Annotated in this window: 18 protein-coding genes, 1 tRNA gene and 1 pseudogene; 10 read left to right on the forward strand and 10 right to left on the reverse strand. The window is 34.9% G+C overall.

From position 1 onward, the window contains the following. Positions 1 to 903: 903 nt before the first annotated feature. The gene (locus ACFIK4_RS03775; RefSeq protein WP_375613011.1) at positions 904 to 1,737 is read right to left on the reverse strand and encodes a peptidoglycan-binding domain-containing protein; all 834 of its coding nucleotides are present in this window, start codon (positions 1,735 to 1,737) and stop codon (positions 904 to 906) included. 1,050 nt (positions 1,738 to 2,787) lie between these two features. Between ACFIK4_RS03775 and ACFIK4_RS03780 the strand changes: the two are divergent. Next, positions 2,788 to 3,163: pseudogene (locus ACFIK4_RS03780) on the forward strand (DUF5330 domain-containing protein). A gap of 108 nt (positions 3,164 to 3,271) precedes the next feature. Next, positions 3,272 to 3,682, forward strand: a complete 411-nt coding sequence (locus tag ACFIK4_RS03785) for a SufE family protein (protein ID WP_375611146.1) — start codon at positions 3,272 to 3,274, stop codon at positions 3,680 to 3,682. A 98-nt stretch (positions 3,683 to 3,780) separates the two neighbouring features. Here ACFIK4_RS03785 and ACFIK4_RS03790 read toward each other — a convergent pair whose 3' ends face one another. Beyond that, positions 3,781 to 4,218 carry a MucR family transcriptional regulator gene (locus ACFIK4_RS03790; protein ID WP_012754848.1) on the reverse strand — a complete coding sequence of 146 codons (438 nt, stop codon included), beginning with the start codon at positions 4,216 to 4,218 and terminating at the stop codon, positions 3,781 to 3,783. Positions 4,219 to 5,073: 855 nt separating this feature from the next. Here ACFIK4_RS03790 and ACFIK4_RS03795 point away from each other — a divergent pair. Further along, positions 5,074 to 7,167: a S9 family peptidase gene (locus tag ACFIK4_RS03795; RefSeq protein WP_375638056.1), complete on the forward strand. Its 2,094-nt coding sequence runs from the start codon at positions 5,074 to 5,076 to the stop codon at positions 7,165 to 7,167. Between the two features lie 82 nt (positions 7,168 to 7,249). Here the strand turns inward: ACFIK4_RS03795 and ACFIK4_RS03800 are convergent, their stop codons facing one another. Then, the gene (locus ACFIK4_RS03800) at positions 7,250 to 7,852 is read right to left on the reverse strand and encodes a superoxide dismutase (RefSeq protein ID WP_375668539.1); all 603 of its coding nucleotides are present in this window, start codon (positions 7,850 to 7,852) and stop codon (positions 7,250 to 7,252) included. An 829-nt stretch (positions 7,853 to 8,681) separates the two neighbouring features. On the opposite strand from ACFIK4_RS03800, the gene ACFIK4_RS03805 reads away from it, so the two are divergent. Then, a tRNA-Gln gene (locus tag ACFIK4_RS03805) sits at positions 8,682 to 8,756 on the forward strand. 232 nt (positions 8,757 to 8,988) lie between these two features. Here ACFIK4_RS03805 and ACFIK4_RS03810 read toward each other — a convergent pair. From ACFIK4_RS03810 to ACFIK4_RS03820, 3 genes are read right to left on the reverse strand one after another with little or no spacing between them, the layout of a single operon-like run. Continuing rightward, positions 8,989 to 9,453, reverse strand: coding sequence for a toxin-activating lysine-acyltransferase (locus tag ACFIK4_RS03810; protein ID WP_375619328.1), 465 nt, complete (start codon positions 9,451 to 9,453; stop codon positions 8,989 to 8,991). Further along, positions 9,453 to 10,778 (reverse strand): HlyD family type I secretion periplasmic adaptor subunit, encoded by a 1,326-nt coding sequence (locus tag ACFIK4_RS03815; protein ID WP_375619329.1) that lies wholly within the window; start codon positions 10,776 to 10,778, stop codon positions 9,453 to 9,455. The genes ACFIK4_RS03810 and ACFIK4_RS03815 overlap by 1 nt, the downstream gene beginning before the upstream one ends. Then, positions 10,768 to 12,435 (reverse strand): peptidase domain-containing ABC transporter, encoded by a 1,668-nt coding sequence (locus ACFIK4_RS03820; RefSeq protein WP_375675038.1) that lies wholly within the window; start codon positions 12,433 to 12,435, stop codon positions 10,768 to 10,770. The genes ACFIK4_RS03815 and ACFIK4_RS03820 overlap by 11 nt, the downstream gene beginning before the upstream one ends. A gap of 223 nt (positions 12,436 to 12,658) precedes the next feature. On the opposite strand from ACFIK4_RS03820, the gene ACFIK4_RS03825 reads away from it, so the two are divergent. Next, a complete protein-coding gene (locus ACFIK4_RS03825) occupies positions 12,659 to 12,949 on the forward strand; it encodes a hypothetical protein (protein ID WP_375675040.1) in 291 nt (96 codons plus the stop codon). Positions 12,950 to 14,366: 1,417 nt separating this feature from the next. Here ACFIK4_RS03825 and ACFIK4_RS03830 read toward each other — a convergent pair. The 4 genes from ACFIK4_RS03830 to ACFIK4_RS03845 form a co-directional block, all read right to left on the reverse strand. Then, the gene (locus ACFIK4_RS03830; RefSeq protein ID WP_375620675.1) at positions 14,367 to 15,152 is read right to left on the reverse strand and encodes a DUF1499 domain-containing protein; all 786 of its coding nucleotides are present in this window, start codon (positions 15,150 to 15,152) and stop codon (positions 14,367 to 14,369) included. Between the two features lie 531 nt (positions 15,153 to 15,683). Then, the gene (locus ACFIK4_RS03835) at positions 15,684 to 16,223 is read right to left on the reverse strand and encodes a hypothetical protein (RefSeq protein ID WP_375628219.1); all 540 of its coding nucleotides are present in this window, start codon (positions 16,221 to 16,223) and stop codon (positions 15,684 to 15,686) included. Continuing rightward, entirely contained in the window at positions 16,216 to 16,812 is a 597-nt protein-coding gene (locus ACFIK4_RS03840) for a DUF1214 domain-containing protein (protein WP_375675043.1), read from the reverse strand. Before ACFIK4_RS03840 ends, ACFIK4_RS03835 begins: the two co-directional genes overlap by 8 nt. A 17-nt stretch (positions 16,813 to 16,829) precedes the next feature. After that, a complete protein-coding gene (locus tag ACFIK4_RS03845) occupies positions 16,830 to 18,980 on the reverse strand; it encodes a transglycosylase domain-containing protein (RefSeq protein ID WP_375668226.1) in 2,151 nt (716 codons plus the stop codon). A 346-nt stretch (positions 18,981 to 19,326) separates the two neighbouring features. On the opposite strand from ACFIK4_RS03845, the gene ACFIK4_RS03850 reads away from it, so the two are divergent. From ACFIK4_RS03850 to ccmE, 5 genes are all read left to right on the forward strand, one after another. Continuing rightward, positions 19,327 to 19,563, forward strand: a complete 237-nt coding sequence (locus ACFIK4_RS03850) for a hypothetical protein (protein ID WP_273723886.1) — start codon at positions 19,327 to 19,329, stop codon at positions 19,561 to 19,563. A gap of 21 nt (positions 19,564 to 19,584) precedes the next feature. Next, positions 19,585 to 20,250 (forward strand): response regulator transcription factor, encoded by a 666-nt coding sequence (locus ACFIK4_RS03855; RefSeq protein WP_375649356.1) that lies wholly within the window; start codon positions 19,585 to 19,587, stop codon positions 20,248 to 20,250. Then, positions 20,250 to 21,668, forward strand: coding sequence for an ATP-binding protein (locus ACFIK4_RS03860; RefSeq protein ID WP_375668225.1), 1,419 nt, complete (start codon positions 20,250 to 20,252; stop codon positions 21,666 to 21,668). Before ACFIK4_RS03855 ends, ACFIK4_RS03860 begins: the two co-directional genes overlap by 1 nt. 240 nt (positions 21,669 to 21,908) lie before the next feature. Beyond that, a complete protein-coding gene (locus ACFIK4_RS03865; protein ID WP_375652309.1) occupies positions 21,909 to 22,679 on the forward strand; it encodes a tetratricopeptide repeat protein in 771 nt (256 codons plus the stop codon). 77 nt (positions 22,680 to 22,756) lie between these two features. Then, positions 22,757 to 23,236 carry a cytochrome c maturation protein CcmE gene (ccmE, locus tag ACFIK4_RS03870; protein WP_375611160.1) on the forward strand — a complete coding sequence of 160 codons (480 nt, stop codon included), beginning with the start codon at positions 22,757 to 22,759 and terminating at the stop codon, positions 23,234 to 23,236. The last annotated feature ends 7 nt before the right edge of the window (positions 23,237 to 23,243 follow it).

Here is a 23,243-nt window from a genome sequence, read left to right on the forward strand (position 1 = left end):
AAGCCCGTGAATGGCAATCCAAGTATATTCCGTTTGGGACATTTTGTTTTAGGTGAGGGGGAGTGAGACCAAAAAGACATGTGATAAAGTAAGAGCATGAGGCAATAGGTAATTTCCGTTATTTTAAAGATATTGCTTTAGATGTCTTTGAAAGGCGTAAAGCTGAATTAAAAGGAAATGACAAAGATGAAAACTGGTTTTTACCTTAACTTTTCATATTTTTCCCAAATTAGGCTGTTTTCCTGTTTTAAGAGATTATACAAACAGAGATGCGTAATATTCTTGCCTCCATTTGGCATATAAAAGCTATAACAGCTGAGAGAAGTACTAAACTGTCTTAACATTTTTTTCAAACATACTGCTGCGGTAAGTTTGGATGTTGATTTATAGGCAATACTAAACGCACACGCTCTCTTAAGAAGACAATGTCATAAAACACATAACTTTCCAGCAATAGATTAGAGAGAAGTGCCGGTTTTTATCAGACACTTTGCAAAACAACAACCATAACACAATTAGCTTTACGTCTATTTATCCTTACAGGTGTTTGCACAAATTCTTTGCATCATATTTATAAAGATCAAATTGACGATAATATATGGACAATTCGTGGTTCGATAATATGAAAGGTTTACATGATACTACAAAAATTTCGTGTCCTTTTATCATCAGAGGCAATAAAAATGCTAGAACAAGCGCGTTTGCTATTTTGCAATATTCTTTTTTCTGCAATCGGTTGTGGTTTTTTTGAAGAAAATTATACGGCTCAATATGTAATGTGTAAGAAAACCATTCTGATTGATTGAAAATAAGAGGGCTTGAGATGAAGGAATGTTTGAGGGGAGCATTAAACAAACGAAAGATGAATTATCATTATAAATTAAGAGATTATTATGATTAGCTTCAATTTAATAAACCAATTTCACGCATTTTCATTAAAATTGTGTGATTAATTTTACCTGTTACAGGAAGATCAAATATTTTTTGAAACTGTTTTAAGGCTTCTATCGTCTTTTGATCTTCTATTCCTGTGACAATAACCTCCTCATTCCCAAAAATATGTAAAGCTTTTTGCACTTGTATAATATCTTCAACAGAAGGCTCTAAAATAGCTTCTTTTAAGTGTGTCATATTTTTTGTATTGTTTGTTTCTATTTCGCTTTGCTTAATTAATATCGCGATTTCATCTGCTGCGGGATTAGATAGAACATTCTTTTGCATTCTCTGAGCAGTTTGCTGTTTCCATAAAGTGATGGCTCGGCGTGTTTTAGGTCCTTCCAGTCCATCTAATGGTCCATCATAAAGTCCTAATTTTGCTAGTTCTTTTTGCTTTTCCAGCATGCTTGCTGATTGAGAGGGTAAAGGTGAATTTGTGTGCTTATGACTTTGAGAATGTACAGAAGTTACACGGGAGAGTTCTTGTGATTTTTCTTCTTTTTCCGATAAAGTAGAGCTCTTACCTATACTTTGAACAGAGGAAAATTTCATTTGAGTTAAAATATTTTGATGCGTTGTCATTTGCGAAAATAAAGCATTAAATGAAATAAATAAAAAACTAATGCTAAAAAGAAAAGATCCAACAAAAAATAAAGTATTTTTTCGTGTATAGAAATAAAGAGTTTTTGCACTCCAAAAAATAAAATGAAAAATTATAAGAAGAAGTGTTATAACAATACTACTATAGTATTTACGGTGTTTTACAGTTTTTTTTCGGTAGGTCTTTCGTTTTGTTGCCATTACTTTTATTTTCAGTTGCGTTTATTTTTTACAAAGAAACAAATATAAATTAGGAAACGAATATGAATCAGTTTTTACTTCCAGCCAGAGAGAAGTGCATTGACATTATTGATTTTTCCTTTCAAACTCCTAAAATGAGCGGCTCCATTATATCAATTTATAAGTTGATAAATCAACAAGAGTTCTTATCAACGTTTATTCATTTTATTTTATACAAATCTTTAATGTGTATAAAGAGAGCACCAAATGATTAGCATTCAAGATCATTTTGGTATTTGCAAACTGCATTATCACATATAATTATCTAAACAATAATGCCACGTTATTCTTCATTTTGGGGCATATGTTTGCCTATTATTTAAAATAAAATTGAAAATATTTGCCTATAACGCTAAAAAGATGACAATCATTATCTATTCTTTATAATTTACATATAGATGGTTACTTATCCATAAACGGTTTGGTAATAATAATTATCTCTTAATATTATTATATTTTGGTATAAATTCCTTCTATTAAATAATTTTCATAAGTATTAATTAAATTGATGTTTACAATGTTATAGAAAAAACTGGCTTGAGATGTAATCATAAGAGATGCAGTTATTTTTTGATGTTTTTATTGACAGGTTGACTATTTTCATAACATTCCAGTAAAAATTTTATAGATAATATAAATATTTTATCGACACTAGAGTCAGAATAACAGAGTTTACTCTTTTTAGCTTTTTCAACTAAGCTAAGATGGTGGACTATTATTTAAAATAATTATGTACACAACACGATTATCTCTCTCATTTTTTATCATAGTATGTTCATTAACATGACCAGCTTGTAAGTGTATAATTTTGATGTTAATTTTTTACTGAATAGACAATGTATCCCATTTTATACAGCGGAATTGTGCCATATTTATAAAAAAGCCAATGATATAGATCCAATACATGAATACTCAATTTTATAAAAAGCACATTTTATAAATTGTTTATAAAGCAACAGTGTATAAAATGCTTCTTTTATTGTATTTACCACTGCGGTACATTGATTGTCCATGATACGTTTTTTAATCAAATTATCATTTTTTTTATTTTTTATTTTTGTCATTATTTCATTTTTTGTAGCAGATCCAAGCAGTAACCATTCTTCTAGCCCCCAAAATAATGAGACAACAACGAGCGATGTGATTGTTGCTTTTAAGGAAGCCTTAAATGACTTAGGCGCATTTTGTGACCGTAATATAAAAACCTGCAAAGTAGGAAAATCCTTTTTAAGTTCACTTGGTGAGCGCGCATATTACGGTGCAAGAGCTGCTTATGAATATTTAGGGAACATATTAGGAAACAAAAATGATATCAGAGACTTCCCCTAATGTTTCTTACAAAATCGAAATACAAGAGTTCTTACAAAACCATGCAATGTTATCTTGAAATAAGGATTTTTAACGTTCTTCGTGTTATTTATGTTAGGAAGAATAAATATTTATTTTTTATAAGTGTATTCAAGAATGATTATTCAAACGAAACAGGACTAAAATAATGGCGGAAACAATCGGTAATATTATAGAGAACTTTTCGCTTTTGGATAATTGGGAAGATCGTTATCGTTATGTCATCGAGCTTGGCTATGAATTGCCACCTTTTCCAGAAAGCGCTCGAAACGATGCTCACAAAGTTCCTGGTTGTGTTAGCCAAGTGTGGCTTCTATCTTCACGTAACAACTCAAAAGATCCAATATTGACGTTTCAAGGTGATTCCGATGCTCATATTGTGCGTGGACTCATTTACATACTTCTTGCTTTTTATTCAGGCAAAAAAGCTTCTGAAATTCGCAATTCTGATGCTCAAGAGCTCTTTGAAAAACTTGGTTTAAATGAAAATCTTACACCACAACGATCAAATGGTTTGAAATCAATGATTAAACGGATTCGTAACGAAAGCTATATGTAATCCCCTTGGTAGAAATTGCTATATATACAAAAGCTTCACACAAAACATGTATACTAAAATTAACTTTATGCACGAAACCATTTTTTCGCAAAATAAGATTATTTAGTTTTTTTCCGTTTGCTTTTGCGTCCAAGCCCCATTTCTTTGGCCAAAGCCGATCGTGTTTTTGCATAATTAGGCGCCACCATAGGGTAAGAACTATCTAACTGCCATTTTTCACGATATTCCTCTGGCAACATTCCATAATGTGTCATGAGATGACGCTTTAGAGATTTAAACTTCTTTCCATCTTCAAGGCAAATGAGATAATCAGGAAATACTGAACGCTTCGGATTAACGGCAGGCCTTTGTTTTTCAACTTCGACTTCTGTTAACTCTAGATTCCCTGCTTTACGAAAAGCAGCATGGACATCAGCAATTAAACTTGGCACTTCAGTCGGTCGAATAGAATTATTACTCACGTAGGCAGCAACAATATCAGCAACCAATGTAATAACTAAATTGCTTTCAGTCTCTAAGACTGCACGATGTTCCATTCTTGTTTCCTTTAATTTAAAATTGAGTAATTCAAAATCGAGATATAGTGCATATACTCATGATATAAAGATCTCATGCACATGAGTTTCATATTGTACAAAAATCTTTTTTGTCAATTCAATTATTCTATAAAATTGCCAAAACACAAAAAAATCAAATAAATACCTATTTTTTGTCATAATATACAATAAGAAAAACGAAATTATTACATGCTAAAATATATTTTTACCCTATAAAATATCATACATAATATATAATACATCACAAATATAAAAAAATATATGATAAAATTTATTTATTTTTTTTGAGAACGTAAAAATAAAATTACTAATTATAAAAATATAATATATAAATTATTATATTTTGTTTTGAATACTTATAGTTTAGTAAGTTTATGTTTAATAAGTTTTAAATTTGTTTTTATTATTTATATTTATAAAATTTAATAATAAAAAACATGATATATTATAAATATGACATAATAGTATTATTTATAATATAAAACTATTCATTAAAAGGAGATAGGACATTTTTATTTTTTATACAGTAATAATAATATTTTAGATATATTTATTCCTTTCTGTAAAATTATGCGATTATACTGTTTCAAAAAAAATCAATTCTTTTTCTAATAGTTTAATTGTTTTACCAGTCACTTTCATTATAAAAGTGGTGTTATATCCCTAGAAAACAATAGCTGTGATATGTAATGAACAGAAAGGTATTAGTTTTAAAAATTATCATGGTGCTATTTTTGCAAGTGAATAGAACTTATAGGTTTTTACACTTGCATCAATCATTGTGATTCTAACATATAAACGAAGCTATTAACATATTTTAATATAGGATTGTGTATGACTCGCACTTTTGCAATTCCTCCCAAAGCATCTAGAATCACTCATAAGGAAATATATCATGGTATTTTTCGTGATGATCCCTATCATTGGCTACGTGCGTCTAACTGGCAAGATGTTTTTAAAGATCCTAACTGTCTTGATCCCAATATTCGACATTATCTTGAAAAAGAAAATGCTTATCAATCAGCTCAAATGGCTGATACAAAACCATTACGAGATTTGCTTTTTACCGAAATGAAAAACAGGATCCAAGAGAATGATAGTTCTGTTCCTATAAAACATGGCCCTTTTGCTTACGGATTCTCTTATGTTACCGGAGGCCAACAACCACATTATTTTCGGACACCAAGGAATGGCGGAGAAAAAAACGTGTACCTTAATGGTGATGTCTTGGCAGAAGGCAAAGAATATTTTAAATTTGGTTCAGTTCAAGAATCTCCTGACCATACACATGTGGTATGGACCTATGATGACAAAGGATCAGAGTTCTATACAGCTAAAATTCGTAATTTTGAGACATTATCTGACTGTACGGACATAATTACTGATACATCTGGTCAAATTGTATGGGATGCTAGGTCTGAAGGTTTTTTCTATACTAAGATGGATAAAAACCACCGACCTTCAGAGCTCTATTATCACCAATTAAACACAGATCAATCACAAGATAAGCTTATTTTTCGTGAAGACAATCCTGGTTTTTTCTTAGATGTAAGCGGTTCTAAGCTTAATGATGTTATTTATATTAATATTCATGATCATGAAACATCCGAGATCTGGTTAATTCCTGCTGAGGCGCCTTTTACTGTTCCCCAATGTGTACGGAAACGACAAAAAGGTATTGAATATTTACTTACAGAAGGTGGTGATGTCTTTTATATTCTAACCAATTTAGATAATGCAAAAGATTTCAAAATTATGGTAGCGCCATATACATCTCCACAATCAGAAAATTGGTCTGAGTTTATCCCACATCAGCTTGGGTGCCTAATATTATCCCATGATGCTTATCAAGATTTTCTTGTCTGGATCGAACGTTTTGAGGGGCTTCCACGTATAAAAGTAATGGAACGTACCACTAAACAAGTTAATTCCATCGCTTTTACTGAAGAGGCTTATTCTTTAGGTCTGCAAGGAGTTGCAGAATATAACAGTCCAACTATTCGTTTTTCCTATTCGTCTATGACAACACCTGATCAAGTGTTTGATTATGAGATGAAAAATTGTAAACGAATGCTTTTAAAAACGCAAATAATTCCCTCTGGGCATAATAAAGATGCATATGTAACACGACGTATTACAGCAATAGCAGACGATGGTGAGAAGATTCCTATTTCACTTTTTTACCACAAAAACACTCCCCTTGATGGTGGTGCGCCTTGTCTGCTTTACGGTTATGGTGCTTATGGGATTTCTATTCCTGCCAGTTTCAATAGTAATGTACTTTCTCTAGTGAACAGAGGTTTTATTTATGCCATTGCTCATATTCGCGGAGGAAAAGAAAAGGGAGTAGAATGGTATGAGAAAGGAAAACATCTCTTTAAGCACAATACATTTACAGATTTTATTGCTTGTGGGCGTTACCTTGTAAACAATAAATTCACTTCTCACGACCGGCTGATTGCTCATGGTGGTTCAGCAGGGGGGATGTTGATGGGAGCCATTGCCAATATAGCTCCACAGGATTTTGCTGGGATCGTAGCAAATGTGCCTTTTGTTGATGTCTTAGCGACAATGTTAGATGCTTCATTGCCACTCACTCCTCCAGAATGGGCCGAATGGGGGAATCCTCTTGAATCAGAAGAAGATTATAAGCTTATTGCTTCCTATTCCCCTTACGATAATGTCAAAGCTCAAAACTATCCCCCTATACTTGTGATGGCAGGATTAACAGATCCTCGTGTAACTTACTGGGAGCCTGCAAAATGGGTGGCAAAATTACGAGACCTAAAAACAGACGATAATGCAATTTTATTACGTATTAATATGGATTCAGGGCACGCTGGTGCAGCTGGACGTTTTTCAAAGCTAGAAGAAGTTGCCTATATCTATGCATATATTCTAAAGATAGCAGGAAAAGACTTTTGCTAATCCATAATATCTCTGTATGAAAGTCTCCGATAATTTATTGGATTATAGAGACTTTCATACACTAAAAAATTATTGAGACAGTTTAAAATTCACATTCTTCATAAAGTTTCAAAACATAGTCCCAATTAATTAAATGGTCTACAAAGGATTCGAGGTACTTCGGTCGAGCATTGCGATAATCAATGTAATAGGAATGTTCCCACACATCGACACCCAAAATAGGGTGAGCATTGTGCACTAAGGGATTTTCACCATTAGGTGTTTTCATAATTTCAAGCTTGCCATCTTTAACAGCAACCCACGCCCATCCAGCACCAAATTGGGCACCAGCAGCAGCAATAAAATCAGCGCGGAATTTATCGTAACCACCTAGATCAGCGTCAATAGCTTTTGCTAACTTTTCAGGAAGTTTTTGACCACCACCATCTTTTTTCATCCAAAGCCAAAAATGGTTATGATTGTAATACTGTGCTGCATTATTAAACAAACCAATATTTTTTCCAAAACTTTTTTTAACAATATCTTCAAGGCTTTCATTTTCTAAGCCTAACTCTTTCACAAAATTATTGGTGTTGGTAAGATAAGCAAGGTGATGCTTATCATGATGATATTCAAGCGTTTCGCGTGACATATAAGGCGAAAGGGCATCGTAATCATAAGGCAACGGGGGCAATTCAAAAGCCATTTAAAAATCTCCTCGATTCTAATTGTTAAGCTTATTTCATAAGCCTAATTTGCCATTTACCGCATTTAAAAGCAAATGTTGAATACCTAGTTTGTATGAAATAGTTTTAATGTCTCTCTTTTTGTAAAAGAAGCTTTTAGGAAATGTATATTCATCAATCAAAAAGGGTATTGGTCTACATAAAGATTGCTTCTGAAGATTTTTTTACATCTATGAGTGGGTAATAAATATCATTATCTTTTGAATAAAAAGTAAATGGAAATAGCTATTATTCCTTGTTTTTGTAGCTCTATTTTTTCAAATACCATATAAAATGTTTTTAACAGAATATTAAGTGTTATTTTTTAGGAAATATTTTTCAATGTGCTTGATTTCATTTTATGGTGCTACCCATGAATAATATAATGTAAAAATTAGTGGACATTATCATCTTTATGCTTAATGCAAGAGCACAGCAGCACTATCATACACTTACCGGTTGCCAATGTGGTGACAGCTTTTTTCTTAAATTGAGAAAGATGGGATTTTAATATATCAAGAAAAGTAAATCATATGCAAATTTATTAGATACATGAGTAAACTGCAAGATTTTCATTTTCTGTTCCTAGAAAATCAATACAAAGAGCAAAATAATTGATGGATAAATGGTTCCTTCTTATGTTAAAATCACAACTGTATATCAGTTTCTGCTACGAATTTGTATCGATGGCAATGCCATACAAGACTCAGAAATTTTATGATAAAAAAGTAAAGTCTTTGATTTTCAGATATTGCGTCCAATCACAGGAATCGCTATAAGGTGCAGGAGTCGCTATAAAGCGTGTTTTTTTGGGGTATAGCCAAGCGGTAAGGCACCGGTTTTTGGTACCGGCATTCCCTGGTTCGAATCCAGGTACCCCAGCCAGTTCCGGTAAAATGTTAATAAAAGTTCGGCTTGAGAGTGGATCAATCCCCTTAACCTCTGTATTGCTATTCATAGCAAGTCTGGTAAGTTGAGAAACACTTATTTATAGTGGGTTAGCTCTAAATATGGTAAGGTTTTCTTTTACTATAGCTATCGCTTAAAGAGCTCTTTTAAAAGATTCTTTTCTACAAGACGAGGGGGAAATGATTTATGCGCACTTGCTTTAGAAAAACTATTTGACTGGATTTTTTGCTCTATAGCAACACCAGCGGGTGATTTTCCGTATTCCACCATCTTCATTACGCCGAACAGCGTAGCAATAATGCTGATTAGGAAACACATGCCGCTGCATGTCACGTACCATACCAGCAGCATGTCCATAGGGTGCCACACAATCAATAAACCACATATATTCTCCGCCTTGCCAATTCGCATCGGACAAAAGCTCTCCCTTTTCAAGCATAGATTGATGATTTTTTTCATCTAAAAAAGCCCAAGTGATAAAGGCACAAAATTCTCCACGTTCATTTTTATAGAGTTTATATTGCCCAGTCTGTAAAGCTGGTCCTAAATTTCGTTCGATATCCCAGATTCGCCAGCGGCGGTATAAGGGAGATGTAAGCATTAAAACAACCATAGCTCCTAACGCTGTAAGAGGATCTATGAGTGATGGTGATGGATTTTCATTTACAGACATTATCTTTCCTTTAGAGATTGTTCTAAAATTTTGGTGATAGGTTCAAAGAAATAAGAAATGAGACGCCGTTTTGAGGTAATGACATCCGTTGTCACAGTCATGCCAGGGATAAATTTAAGTTGTTTGTTATTCAAAGTGATGTGATCTTGGTCAATTTTGATTAAAACAGCGTAGACACCATTAATTTCTTTATCATAGCGTGCTGTAGCGCCTACATTAACGACTGTACCGTGGATAACACCGAAACGTTCAGGCGGAAAGGCAGAAAACTTGATGTAAGCGCGTTGGCCCTTTTCTAAAAAGCCGATATCGCTGTTATCAAAAAACGCTTCGACAATGAGTCCGCCGGCACCAGGGACAATGCGCATGAGAGTTTTACCAGCCTCTACAAAGCCGCCCAAAGTATGGATACTTAAATCATCGATACGTCCATCAACAGGTGCATAAAGTGATAAGTGGTCAAGATGGTATTGAGTGCTATCAAGCTTTGCTTTTAATCCTTGAAGATTCAGTTCTGTTTCACGCGAAAGTTGCCGATAGCGGGCGATTTCATCGGAAATGAGACTTTTCCGTTGTTGGCGGAGGGTGTTTATTTCGGCGGCATTTTCTTCCAAACGTCTTTGATTGGTTAAAATTTCATGCTCGACATTTTTAAAGTCATGTAAACGCTCTAAATAAACTGCTTGGCTAATGACTTTTGTTTCCATTAGGCTTTTTGCAGCCTTTAATTTCCCTTGGCTTAATTGACGATCATCTTCCAACCTATCTAATTGCGCATGTTGTGTTGCACCGCTGCGCTCGACGCGGTCCGCCTGTGCTTTTAGCGCTCTTAATTTATCTTGGAGAGATTGAAGGGTAGCGCTAATGAGTTTTTCCCCTTCTATTCTTGCAGTCGTGTTGCCAGAAGGAGGAACTGGCAGATAGGCAAGCCCTTTGGTCACAAAATCTTTATCCAAAGGATCACTTTCATGTAAAGCTGTTAAAATAGCTGTTGCGATTTGTGCTTGAAGAGTTTGTTGCGCGATATCTGCTTGAACACGTGCGCACTCATTGAGGGCTTCACGAGGATCTAATTGAATAAGGAGATCGCCTTGATGAACAAATTGCCCTTCTTTTACAAGAATTTTCTCAATGCGTCCTGTATTTTGCGCTTGGACCAGCTGAACGTAAGCGGTGGGAATAACACTTCCTTGCCCCCGTGCAACAATCTCTGTTTTTGCGATAAAGCTGCCGATCACAATAAAGAGAAATAAGGTGACCAAAACAGCAACAACCATATGAAGCGTTGGTGACAAAGGGCGCAAATAGGGAGCTTTATCTGCCATTTTTTGCCTCCAAATCAGTAAAGTTTAAGACGGTTGCATGCCGAGGAAAGAGGTCACTTTTGTGGGTAATAACAAGAACAATACGATCTTGTGAAAGTTTATATAAATGCTCAACAATTTGTGCACTGACAGCGTCATCCAATGCGGAAGTAGGTTCATCCAAAATAAGCAGGCTTGGGTTTATCAGAAAGAAACAAGCTAAAGCCAAGCGTTGGCGCTGACCACCTGATAAAAAACCACCTTGCTCTCCTACTTGAGTATTGAGTCCTAAAGGCAACTGAGCAATCAAATCATGGCAAGCACTAACATATAGTGCAGCGTCGATTTCATCTTTAGTGGCATCTGGTTTAGCAAGAAGCATATTCTCAAGAATAGTTCCGGAAAAAAGGCAAGGATTTTGAGGAAAATACGCGATTGTTTTACGCACGCTACGGACATCAAAATTCTGTAAAGGTTGGGCGTTAATCAATATCTTTCCGCTTGTTGGGGGGGAGAGTCCACAAAGGAGCTTCGCCAAGGTTGTTTTTCCGCACCCTGAAGGACCAAGTAACATAATTGGTTGCCCAGGTTGTAAACAGACATTAAGATGATTGATAATGGACTTATCTCCATAAGAAAAACAGAGATCGTTGGCTTCAAGATGAGGAGGAGCGCTGAGTTGAAGAGGCGGCTTTTCTTCTTCCCATTCTGAAGGGGAGTTAAGAATATCGCCCAAACGAAGACGAGAGATTTTCAAATGCTGCCATTCTTCCCATAGGGATGCAAGGCTTAAGATAGGACCAGAAACATTTCCAGCGAGGAGATGAAAGGCAATAAGTTGTCCTAGTGTAATCTGGTTTTGAAGAACTGCCTGAGCACCAAAAAAGATAATAAAAATAGTGAAAAGATCACCAAAAATATGGCTCATGGCTCCATTGAGAAGATGCAATTTACTGGTTGTAAGGCTTTGATCTAAACTACGGGCTAAAGTTTCTTGCATGCGTATTGTATGAGCTGGCTCCTTTACATGCGCTTTTATGGCTTCAAGATTGGTAAAACTTTCAATGAGGCGCGATTGATGGGCGGCTTGCAGAGTGAAAGCACGGCGTAATTGGCGGCGCAAGAAGGGACCGACTAGCGCTAAAGAACCCATTTGTAAAGGTAAAATGATAAGGACAATAAAGGTCAGTTTCGGACTAATGGAAAAGAGTGCCGCAAGATAAATGATTGCGAACAGAACATTTAGAACAGTTGTGGCGATGGTTCCTGTTAGAAACCCGCGAATTGTATCAACCTCTCCGATTCGCGTGAATAGTTCTCCCACTTGCCAAGTGCGTAAGACAGGCAAGGAAAGACTTAACAGATGGCTGTAAATGCGCCGCCCAAATTCTAATGTAAGCCGATTGGCTAAATAAGCGCCTAGGTAACCTGATAGAGTGCTAAGAGCCGTGCTAAACAGCATAATAGCAACCATCAAGACAACGATAGCATAGAGACTTTCAATACGTTGAAAAGGGAGAATACGGTCGATAATCGCTTGAAAAATAAAAGGATTCACCAAGCCGAGCAAACGTAAAACAACAGCAACGCAACTAAGTTCGATGACATAATAGATATATTTCTTTGTTGTTCTTGTAAACCAAGAGAACGATACTAGTTTTTCTTGTGAATGACTCATTTGAATTTATGATTTTGTTTAAGAGAAAGAGCGATGGATGTCGCATATTTAAACAGTATTGTAAATAGTATTATATACAAACAAAATGTATATTTTATTTATACAGTATTTTTATTGTTATTTATACAAATTATATTTGACATTTGCTAAAATGAACAATAATGAATTTTCCACTGTATCTTTGTGATACAGTTATTTTTAACAATAATTAAAGAGGTTTTATATGTTTCGTTCATTTGGTTCTAGTTTTTCTAATGGTTGGTCTCATGTTTCATCAATGAATTTTTCAAGCAGTGGATCACGACCTGGGTGTACTGTTGGAGATTATCTCTCTGCAGGATTTTCAATGGGACATAGGGGACATGATATGGGAGTGGTAATTGGTGGAGTTATGGGGGGGGTAACTGGAGGACCAATAGGCGCTGCGGAAGGTTTATGGTTAGGAGGAAGAGTTGGCTCTGGAGTAGGATTTGCCACAGGTATAGGAAATACAGCCTATGGATGTTATCGCTAATATAAAAATCAGCAGATATTTCTAAAATGAACAAGCTTGTAGGCATAATTATGTGTCTACAAACTTGACAGGAAGATTTAGGTGCATAATTTTACAAAATTATATATTTAATTTGGATTTTTTTTATGAATGATCTTATTCGTATTATTGTAGAATTATTATTTTCTATAGGTGCTTTATTTATATTTTTCTATACATTGTTTTCATATTATAAATCTAAAGGTTATAGTAAAAAAGAAATTTGGAAAAAAATTTTGTTAATAATATTTTTGTTCGTTATATTATTTTCTATAACATTTTTTATTTATATACGTTATTTCTATGAACAATGATTATTCATTATTAATTTATAATTATAGATTAATTTGGAAATTTTATTTTTTATATTATTTTACTTTATTAACTTTTGTATGATATAATATATGTTAATGTTTATTGTTTTTATATATATTTAATTTGGATTTTTTTATGAGTGATATTATTCGTATTATTGCAGAATTATTATCTTCTACATGTGCTTTCTTTATATTTTTCTATGCAATGTTTTTACGGTATAAATTTAAAGGTTATAGTAACAAAGAAATTGTGAAAAAAATGTTGTTAAGCACATTTTTGTTCATTATATTTGTTATATTACTTTCTATAACAGTTTTTATTTGTATACGTTATTTATATGAAAAATGATTATTTATTATCTTTATATAATAATGTTTTTGATATTTTATTATTTTGGAATTTTATTAGTTAAATATATGGGAATTTTATAAAGATTTTTTATATATAAAATTATATTTAATTAAGTTAAGTTTATTATTTGAATTATACTCTATTGCTCTCTCTCTTAAATCATTCATAAAGTAGATGAAATTTCAGTCTGGATTTTTTGTTATGCATACTTTTACTAGCTCCTTAATGACAGCAATTGGATTTGGACTTTGCATGTTTTTTTACAATAGATTTAAAGGTAAGAACTGGAGTATAAAAAGGACAATATTAACAACAATTAGGTTTTTTATATTATATTATGCTGCAAATTTATTAATTGAATATATGGGAATTTTAAAATAATATAAAATCAAGTTGTTATATTATTTTAAAAATATAATTATAAGGTGTTATTTGTAGAGTTATTTATAAAAAATAAGTTATTATTTTTATATAATATTAAACTTTAAAAAATATTTACTGATTACAGTTAGACAGAGACTTTAATATTATTATCAATATTTCTGTTTTTTATTTCCTATTTTTTTAATCTTTTTCATTATTTCAAGCATGGGTTGTTTTGAGATTATTATCTTTTGTATAAGGATTATCAATTTATAGTTTTTGAAAAGTGATTGTTTGCTTATGTATCATGATTTATTGAAAAATAGGCAACTTTTATGAAATAAAATGCCTTATTTCTCTTAGATTGTTATTCATCGTCTTGTGAGAGAGGAAGTGAGGCGATTTCTGTATCAAGGGCATCCATAAAATCGATAATAAAAGCAGCATTCGTTCCCAAATCTCTTAGCAAATAACGAGAAGCAGAACGCATATCAACAAAAGTTGTATCCCCTTCATTGGTTAAGCGTATCACAATGTCTGAAATAAAACCAAGGTAAAAAGTTTTTGCCATTGTTTCAATATAAAGCGCATTTTCTTCGCCTTTGAATTCTCGTTGCGCTACAACAGGCCAATCATACGCAGCTAAAACATTAAGAACAGATTCGCGAATACGGTCAGGTGAGCCATCATAACGGCGCCCCGATATTTCTGGCCATTGTGACATCTGTATTGCTGCTTGTTCAGTCAAAACACTTTTGAGTGGTAAAGCATCGCTGGGACGTATTGTGCGAAAAAAAGCCGGTGGTCTTTGTGTATCGGTAGAAACGTCGTAAAGAGCCGGTAAGGTAAACCAAAGTCCAAAAAAGAGCATCAATGGTGTGGCTGTTATCAACGAATAAATGATCCCTTTTAAAGCTTTCATTCCCCCTAGAGCACCATAGACCCACAAACTATGAAGTGCTTTAATAGCCAGAAAAAGAGAAATAATTACACAGCCAGTAGAGATTCCGATCAAAATTATGAAGTCAGTTACGTTAATGACGGAAAAACGTTGTAAAATGACTGAAAATAATAAAATAAAGAACGACAATCCACCAAATCGAGGGGACCATACTGCTGCTCTTGAAACGAACCGAACATATCTCTTCTTCATGAAGTTTTTCCCCTCGATTGTAAACTATAAGCCAAGTTTTTTCAGAGTGCTATCTTACAAAAAGCTTCTGCTCATAAACCAAAAATAAAGCACTTATTTTTGAGGTCAAGGATGCGTAATGTCTTATAAGTTTCCAGCGGTTATTTTAGCACTTCATTGAAAGTGATCAGTATTTCTTCTATAGTTTATCATGTTATTGATGCGAATTTTATGGGAATGTTTGTAAATAAAAAGAAATAAACTCAAATAACAAGTTCTACGGTTGTTAGCAGCATATATTTTTAGAACTTTACTCTTGATTTTTCTCTTCTGATTGCGGGGAGTTTTTTCTGTCAGATAATGCGTATCAAATAGGATATGATGATGTGCAATAGAGATTTCATTCTATCTCAATAAAAAATTTAGGGATCTACAATCAGATAAATCTGAATTCGAATATTTGATTAATAGAGAAAAAAGATAACCATTTTGATAGGCTTCATGTATTTTATAGAAAGGAAGGTGTTGTACAAATGAGAGGTTAGTCCGTTTTTATTCATAAAATATGCGGCAGGTTGCAGATGAAAGAAAAGCTTCACTTTCTTTTTTTGCAAGGGAAGAAGGGACAAAAATACGTAAAATAACAAACCCTTCATTCAAATTTTTAGCAACCAAAACTGAATTGGCATTTTTTTTAGGTTTTGATTTTTTGAGTTCTATGATTTGTATTGGTTTTCCAATAATAAGATCGAGTGTCGCATCAGGGGCGGTTCGGTCATTAAGGCTATAGAAAATAATTCCGTCGTGTGTGTAGGCTGCTAGTGACCAAAATTGGCGTGTTTTCAAAGCTTTTAAATGAACAGGTCCATTTTCAAGATTAAATCTGCAGACTTTAAGAAGAAAGAGTGGATCAGCAGATTGCTGAATAGGATTATTGGGCGTAAAATCAACAAATTGATAAGGGGCTCCGGATTTTTTTAGTGCTGTCCATATATTATTTTGTGCCCAATAGGGGATGAGAAAGAGAACGCAAATATGAACGATAATAGCGCCAATGATTGCAAGAAGTGCGGTATAAATAAATCTAGTCACAATTTATTTGTCCTGATGGGATTTGTTCTATTGATGGCATTGTAAGCTTTTGTAATGCCGTTGCAGAGATGATTGAGGTATCGTATAAGGTAAGAATAAGCCCGAATTCTTTTTGACTAACTGTTGCAAGCCAATTGCCGGCTTGCGGTGTGAGTGAAATATTGATGCGCAATGAGCCATCATGCTCATAGATAATATTGTCAGTGTGGAGTTCAAAAGGTATTTCTTTGGATGAAGTATAGGGTTTAAGGGATTTGTCAGCTGTATAAAGGGTAAAAAGACGGGTTTCAGGGATGGTGCCTTTGAGCAAATAATGACAGTGAGGATGAAGTGGACGCCCTTGGTTATCTTGCCAAATCTGGAATTGAATACCTTCAGTTCGTCCGAGTGAAACAATGCCTCGTTTAGCGGTGTGGGCGCGGGTATAAGGATCCATATTAGCGGTTCCCACCTGTGGATAAGCACTCCATTTTCCAATTCTAAAGAGTCCAAAATGAGGAAAGGAATTGAGCACATAATCGACACTCAGTGTTCCACATAAAATGGAAAAAGCGAAGATAAAAAAGAAAATGGTGATATTAAAAAACATCAGTGAATATCTTGAATTCAAAATGTTGAATCTCCAGTTGTTTTCATTTTCAAAGAAATTACAGATGTTTTTTTCAGATCTTTGTTAATCAATCGCACAATATTCAATGTTTCAGGAGAAAGCGTAGAGGGTATTGGAGGAGGAACTTCAGAATCTGCATGGGAAGAAAGTACTGGGGGCTGATAAGGAAGGAGAGAATCTTTAACACCATAGAGCTGTTTGAGCATGATATTTTGATGTGCAGCAAGCATGATGCGATGCCATATCATGGCAGGAACGCCACCCCCAAAAGCACGATTCATCGGTGAAAAGTTATCATTTCCCATCCATACCGCTCCTGTATAATTGCCTGTAAAGCCAACAAACCAAGCATCACGATAAGATTGTGATGTTCCAGTTTTCCCAGCGACGAGAGTCATGGGTAGAGCAGCACGCTTACCAGATCCTCGTGTCGTGACACCCACCATCATTTGGTTCATATAAGCTGTTGATTGTTCATTCAGAACTCGGTGTAGTTTTTTTCCGTTATGTTCGAAATCCCACACGACACGACCATCAATTGTTTTGATTTGCGTAAACCCATGACGATTACCAGCTATCCCGCCATTCGCAAAGACATTAAAGCCAGTTGCTTGATCCATGGGGGTCATGTTGGAAGTGCCCAGAACCATCGTTTTGTGTGATAAAATATGCGCGTTAATCCCCATATTCTTGATGAGATCTATGATGGGTTGGGTATCACGGTTAAGATATTGATAGGTGAGATACACAGGGACTGTATTAATAGAAAAAGCTAAAGCTGTTGCTAAATCAATTTTCCCCAAATAACGGCCAGAATTATTTTTTGGTGTCCAACCTCCCCAATTGATAGGAGCATCTAAAACGATTGTCGAGGGAGACAGTCCGTGTTCCAGTGCGGTTGCGTAAACATAAGGTTTGAATGAAGAACCAGTTTGCCGTCCGCCTTGTGTTGCTCTGTTAAATTGGCTCTTTTTATAATCTTGTCCTCCAACAATTGCGCATACGGCACCGTTATTATCGAGTATAACGGTGGCAGCTTGGGTTACGCGATATTGTTGACCATATTGATGTAAATGATATGCGATTGATTCTTCTGCTGCTTTTTGAATATTCGGATCAAGGGTCGTTTGAATAATGAAACTATGGCTTGGAAGTTGATTACGCATTTTTTTGACTTCCTCGAATGCCCAATCAAGAAAATAATCTGGCTGATTATTTTCTCTTTGGGGAAGTGCCTTAGCAGGGTGGCGATGCGCATTGATAATTTGGCTCTTCGTCATAAAGCCACTATTAACAAGATTAGAAAGGACGATATTGGCACGTGTTTGAGCTGCAAAGAGATGACTATGAGGAGCATATTTTGTTGGAGCTTTAAAGAGTCCTGCTAACATAGCAGATTCACTTAAAGAGACATGACGTATGTTTTTTCCAAAATAAAATTTTGCCGCTGCGGCAATACCAAAATTGTTTCCTCCCATATAGGCTCGGTCAAGGTAAAGTTGTAAAATCTGCTTTTTGCTAAAATTTGCTTCTAGCCAAAGAGCAAGATAAGCTTCTTTGATTTTACGTGTTATGGTTCTTTCGTTTGTTAAAAATAAATTTTTAGCCAATTGTTGTGTGAGAGTTGAACCACCTTGCACCACACCTTTAGCTTGCATATTTTGTGAAATTGCCCGTGTAAGTCCTTGAAAATCAATGCCCCAATGATCAAAAAAACGACGGTCTTCTGTAGCGAGAACCGCTTTAATAACAGTGTCAGGCATTTCTTCAACGGGGACAGAGATTGCCGGCAGTGCACCACGGTGCCCAATGGAATTTCCATAGCGATCTAGAAAAAGAATGGAAAAGTTTTTAGGAGAAGACCAATCTGTTTTGGTCAGTTCAAAAACAGAAATGCCCAAAATAGTGAAAAGAGTAAATCCCAACAACCCTAATGTCAGTATTTCATCGAGAACTTCAACGATAAAACGTTTCCATCCTTGAAGATGAAAATTTTGTGAGACGATTTTTGCCTTTTTCCAGAAAAAACTGTTAGCAGAACGAATGTGATAAAGCGCTGTGTCTAATCGTGCGTCTAATTCAATGAGAGCAGGACTATGAAATGGCTTACGGTGTTGCCCTTTCTTTTTTTTAAAAAAATCAAACATTTAAAGAGAGCCTATGGCAAAGCAATACAACCAAACAAATCTACAATAATTATATGGAGTAGAAGTATTTTTTTTCTATAGTTCTAACAGAGAAAGAATTTGTTTTAGAATTATGCATTTTTTGTAAGATAGTATATTAATATTTTATTATTTTATTGAATAAATTTTATTCTCATTATTAAAAATATTTTTTTGATTTTTTAAAAATTTGGAGTAATGTTAATATGTTCTTCTGTAAGATAGAGGATAAATTGTTTTCATTTGTGATTTTTTAATCGACTAAAAAAAACCATTATTTCTTTTATCCTTTATCAAGGAAGAGAAGAGATGGGTTATTGAAATATTTATGATGAAAAAAAAATTCTTGTTCGTAATAATAGCAGCTTTTTTAGGAGCAGATTCTGTTCTAGCTTCTGGGTGTGCTGAAGTAGGTAAGAAGGCTGCCGCACAAGAGAGCGGGGTTCTCGTCCGTTCAAAACCGGTTGTTCAGGATGGAAAGGACATGTGTGCAATTGTAGTTGTTGTACCAGCCCGTAATGGTGAAAAGTTACGTCGTGTTGAGTTTTTTGTTCCTGCTGATTAGTCTTTAGCAGATGGTGTTGTGATGCGTATCTTAATCGTTGAAGATGATCGGAATCTTCACCATCAATTAGCAGAAGCTGTAAGACGTGCAGGATATGTTTCCGATAGTGCTTTCGATGGTGAAGAGGCTTATTTTTTAGGGAGCACAGAGTCTTACGACGCGGTGATACTTGATATAGGTTTACCGCAGATTGATGGTATTAGTGTTGTTGAAAAGTGGCGTCAAGAAGGGCTCTCCATGCCTGTTTTAATGCTAACGGCGCGAGACCGTTGGTCTGATAAGGTGCGCGGTATTGATGCTGGAGCTGACGATTATGTTGTGAAGCCATTTCATTTGGAGGAGGTGATGGCGCGCTTGCGAGCATTAATTCGTCGCACTACGGGACATGCGACAAGTGCATTATGTTGCGGAAATGTTTTGTTGGATACAAAGACGTCTCGTGTTTTTGTGGATGGTCAATTGATTAAACTAACATCTTATGAATTCAGACTGCTTTCGTATCTCATGCATCATTGTGACAGGGTCATTTCAAGAACAGAGCTTACTGAACATCTTTATGATCAGGATTTTGATAAGGATTCGAATACGGTGGAAGTCTTTGTAGGTCGGTTACGGAAAAAGCTTGGAGTGAATTTGATTGAAACTATTCGAGGAATGGGATATCGCGTGAGAACGCGAGGTGATTAATGAATGTTTTTGAAGAGAATAATTGGTATAGGAGGTTCTTTTTTGTAATTACTCGATCTCTCAGTTTACGTGTTATGATCTTATCAACATTATGGGTTGTTATTTCTCTTTTATCGATTTCTGCAGTAAGTATTTTATTTTATAAGCGTTCGACTGAACAAAGCCTAGAGCGTATCCTTTCTGCTCAACTCTACAGTCTTATTGCAACAGTGACGGTGTCATCGGAAGGTACTTTGATAGGAGGGGCTGGGATTGATGATATTCGTTATTCTGATCCAACAACAGGATGGTATTGGGAAGTTGTTGCGATATCCCATAATTTAAAAGGAAGATTGACATCTCCCTCATTGGGAACAGGCGAGATATTTACACCAAGTGATGTTGATATACCTTTTGACAATAAATTCTTTCGCTCTTATCGGATAACGGGGAACAATGGTCAAAAGCTACAAGTGATTGAGAGTGATGTTGTTCTTGATAATAAAAATCATATTGCACGTTTTCGGCTTGTTGGGAATATCGATGAAGCTCATGCCCAGGTAAAGGAATTTAAGCGAACTTTGCAAATTTTTCTTTGGAGTTTCGGTATCGGGAGCGTTCTTATTAATATTGCTATTATTTTCTTTAGTTTTCAACCGTTGAAGCTTATTCGATATGCATTGAATGATATTCGCGAAGGAAGAGTTCATTATGTGAATACGGATTTAGTAAGCGAAGTGATGCCGCTTGTACAAGAGATGAATGCTCTCATTAATAATAATCAGCGTATTATCGAGCGATTTCGCACACAGGTTGGTAATCTCGCGCATTCATTGAAGACGCCTCTATCCGTGATTATGAATGAGACAGATAAGATGCGCGGAGAAAAGGCTAGTTTGTTGAGAGAGCAAACGCAAATAATGCAAGCTCAAATCAATCATTATCTTCAGCGTGCGCGGATTGCAGCACAATGCGATAGTGTTGTCTATCATACGTCTGTTCGCAGTGTGCTTGAACGCTTGGTGCGGGTTATGAAAAAGCTTAATCCTGAAAAACAAATTCAATTTATTATGGATGTTGATGATATTGTTTTTTCTGGAGAGAAGGAAGATTTAGAAGAAATTATAGGGAATTTGATTGAAAATGCTACTCAGTGGTCTCGCGCAAAGGTTTTGATCTCTTGTTGTTTAGAAGAAAATGCTGAAGAAACAGAATATTTTAGTATCTTTGTAGAAGATGATGGTCCTGGTTTAACAGAAGACAAAATTGATGAAGCATTAAAAAGGGGGCGGCGGTTTAATGAAAGTAAACTAGGGTCAGGCTTAGGGTTAGCAATTGTTTCAGATATGGTCAGTGAATATGGTGGGAATCTCTTTTTATCCCGTTCTGATTTGGGTGGGTTATATGCAAAAGTTTTATTACCTAAGATGGGAGAATAACATATTTTCTCCTTAAGCAAGAAATGTCTATAAAGTTTGTAAAGCAGTATTTTCAGATAATACATCAAAGAGTAGGGAAACATTGTTTTTAGTTTCTTTGTTTAATTGATATATATATATATAATAGATTTTATAATATTCTCCATGAAAAAATGAATTTTTATTAATTCACATCACTTTTCTCATGAAGAGGATAAAATGTAAGCGAGTTATTCTCTGTTCGTATTGGAAAAAAACGATATGCTCTTATTGATTTTTGCAGCATTTTTTCTGATTTTTCTGGCAAGTGTTCTTTTTCTTTCACTCCGTTTTGATGATGAGATAAAAAAAGAATGGAAAGTTCAAACCGTGGATGGTTATAGAAGCCATAAGCGTATGATTGAGTTTAACAAGCTTTATATGCATTATAAAAAAAGAAATATTCTTAAGGCTTTAAGTATCTTGTTTGTTCTCCTTATGACATGGAATATTTATGGGCTGACAGGCAATCCAGAAGTGAAAAGTTATTTTTTTAGCGAATTAATGGATAAGGATCCTCAAACTCTTAGTAAGCAAGAAAAGCTTATTCGTTTACAAGTGCTTTTTTTCCGTGCACCTCATGATGGCAAGCTAGCAGATGCGTTAGCGGTAGGGTATCTCGAAGAAAGCCTTTTTCAAGAAGCAGTGAATACTTATTTAGATGCACTTCGTTTGAATGGAGAAACAGCTCCAAGGCTTGTAGGATACGGTTTAGCATTGGTTGGTTATGAAGGGGGAGTGATAACGCAAGAAGCGCAAAATGCTTTTCAAAAAGCAGCAGATTTAGCGCCAACAGATTTTTATCCACGTTTATTGTTAGCCGATGCATTGCATCAAGCAGGAAAAACTGCACAGGCAGTGCAATTTTTACAAAGCTTTCTTGATACAATGCCTGAAAATTTTTCAGGACAATCACGTGTTAAAAAAATGATGATTCAGTTACGTGATTTATCGAGTAAGCATACAAAGAAAAGAAATCTTGCACCTATGTAGAAGATGTGCAAAGCTCTTAAAAAATAAAATATTGATACTTAATTATAATGTATTTAAAATTTTTTCGCAGAGTGTCTATGAACAGTCAATCTTTAAAGAATTCTGCCTCATGGAAGGTTATTTTAGAGCAGCGAAAAAAAAAGCGCTTACTGATCATATTATTATGTTGTTTGGTTATGACAATTGCAGCAAGTCTCATAGTGTATGCAATGCGTCATGCGGTCAGTTTTTTTAGAATGCCCTCTGAAATTACAAGAGAAGATATTTTAACGGAGCGCCCTTTGCGTTTGGGTGGCTTTGTTGAAAAGGGAACTGTTCAATATGTTGGAGAGAGAGGCGTTGTTTTTTTTGTAACGGATAACAAAAAACATGAAAAAGTAGTTTTCAATGGTGCCTTACCGGATCTTTTTCGTGAAGGTCAGGGGGTGATCGTAGAAGGGCATTTCGATAAACAGGGCTTTTTTATAGGGATGCGTATTTTAGCAAAACATGATGAAACTTATATGCCTAAAGAAACAGCTGATCGTTTGAAAAAACATTACATTATGGAGAAATAATTCGATT

This window comes from Bartonella sp. AP9QHHD, assembly GCF_042195625.1.
Taxonomy (GTDB): Bacteria; Pseudomonadota; Alphaproteobacteria; order Rhizobiales; family Rhizobiaceae; genus Bartonella.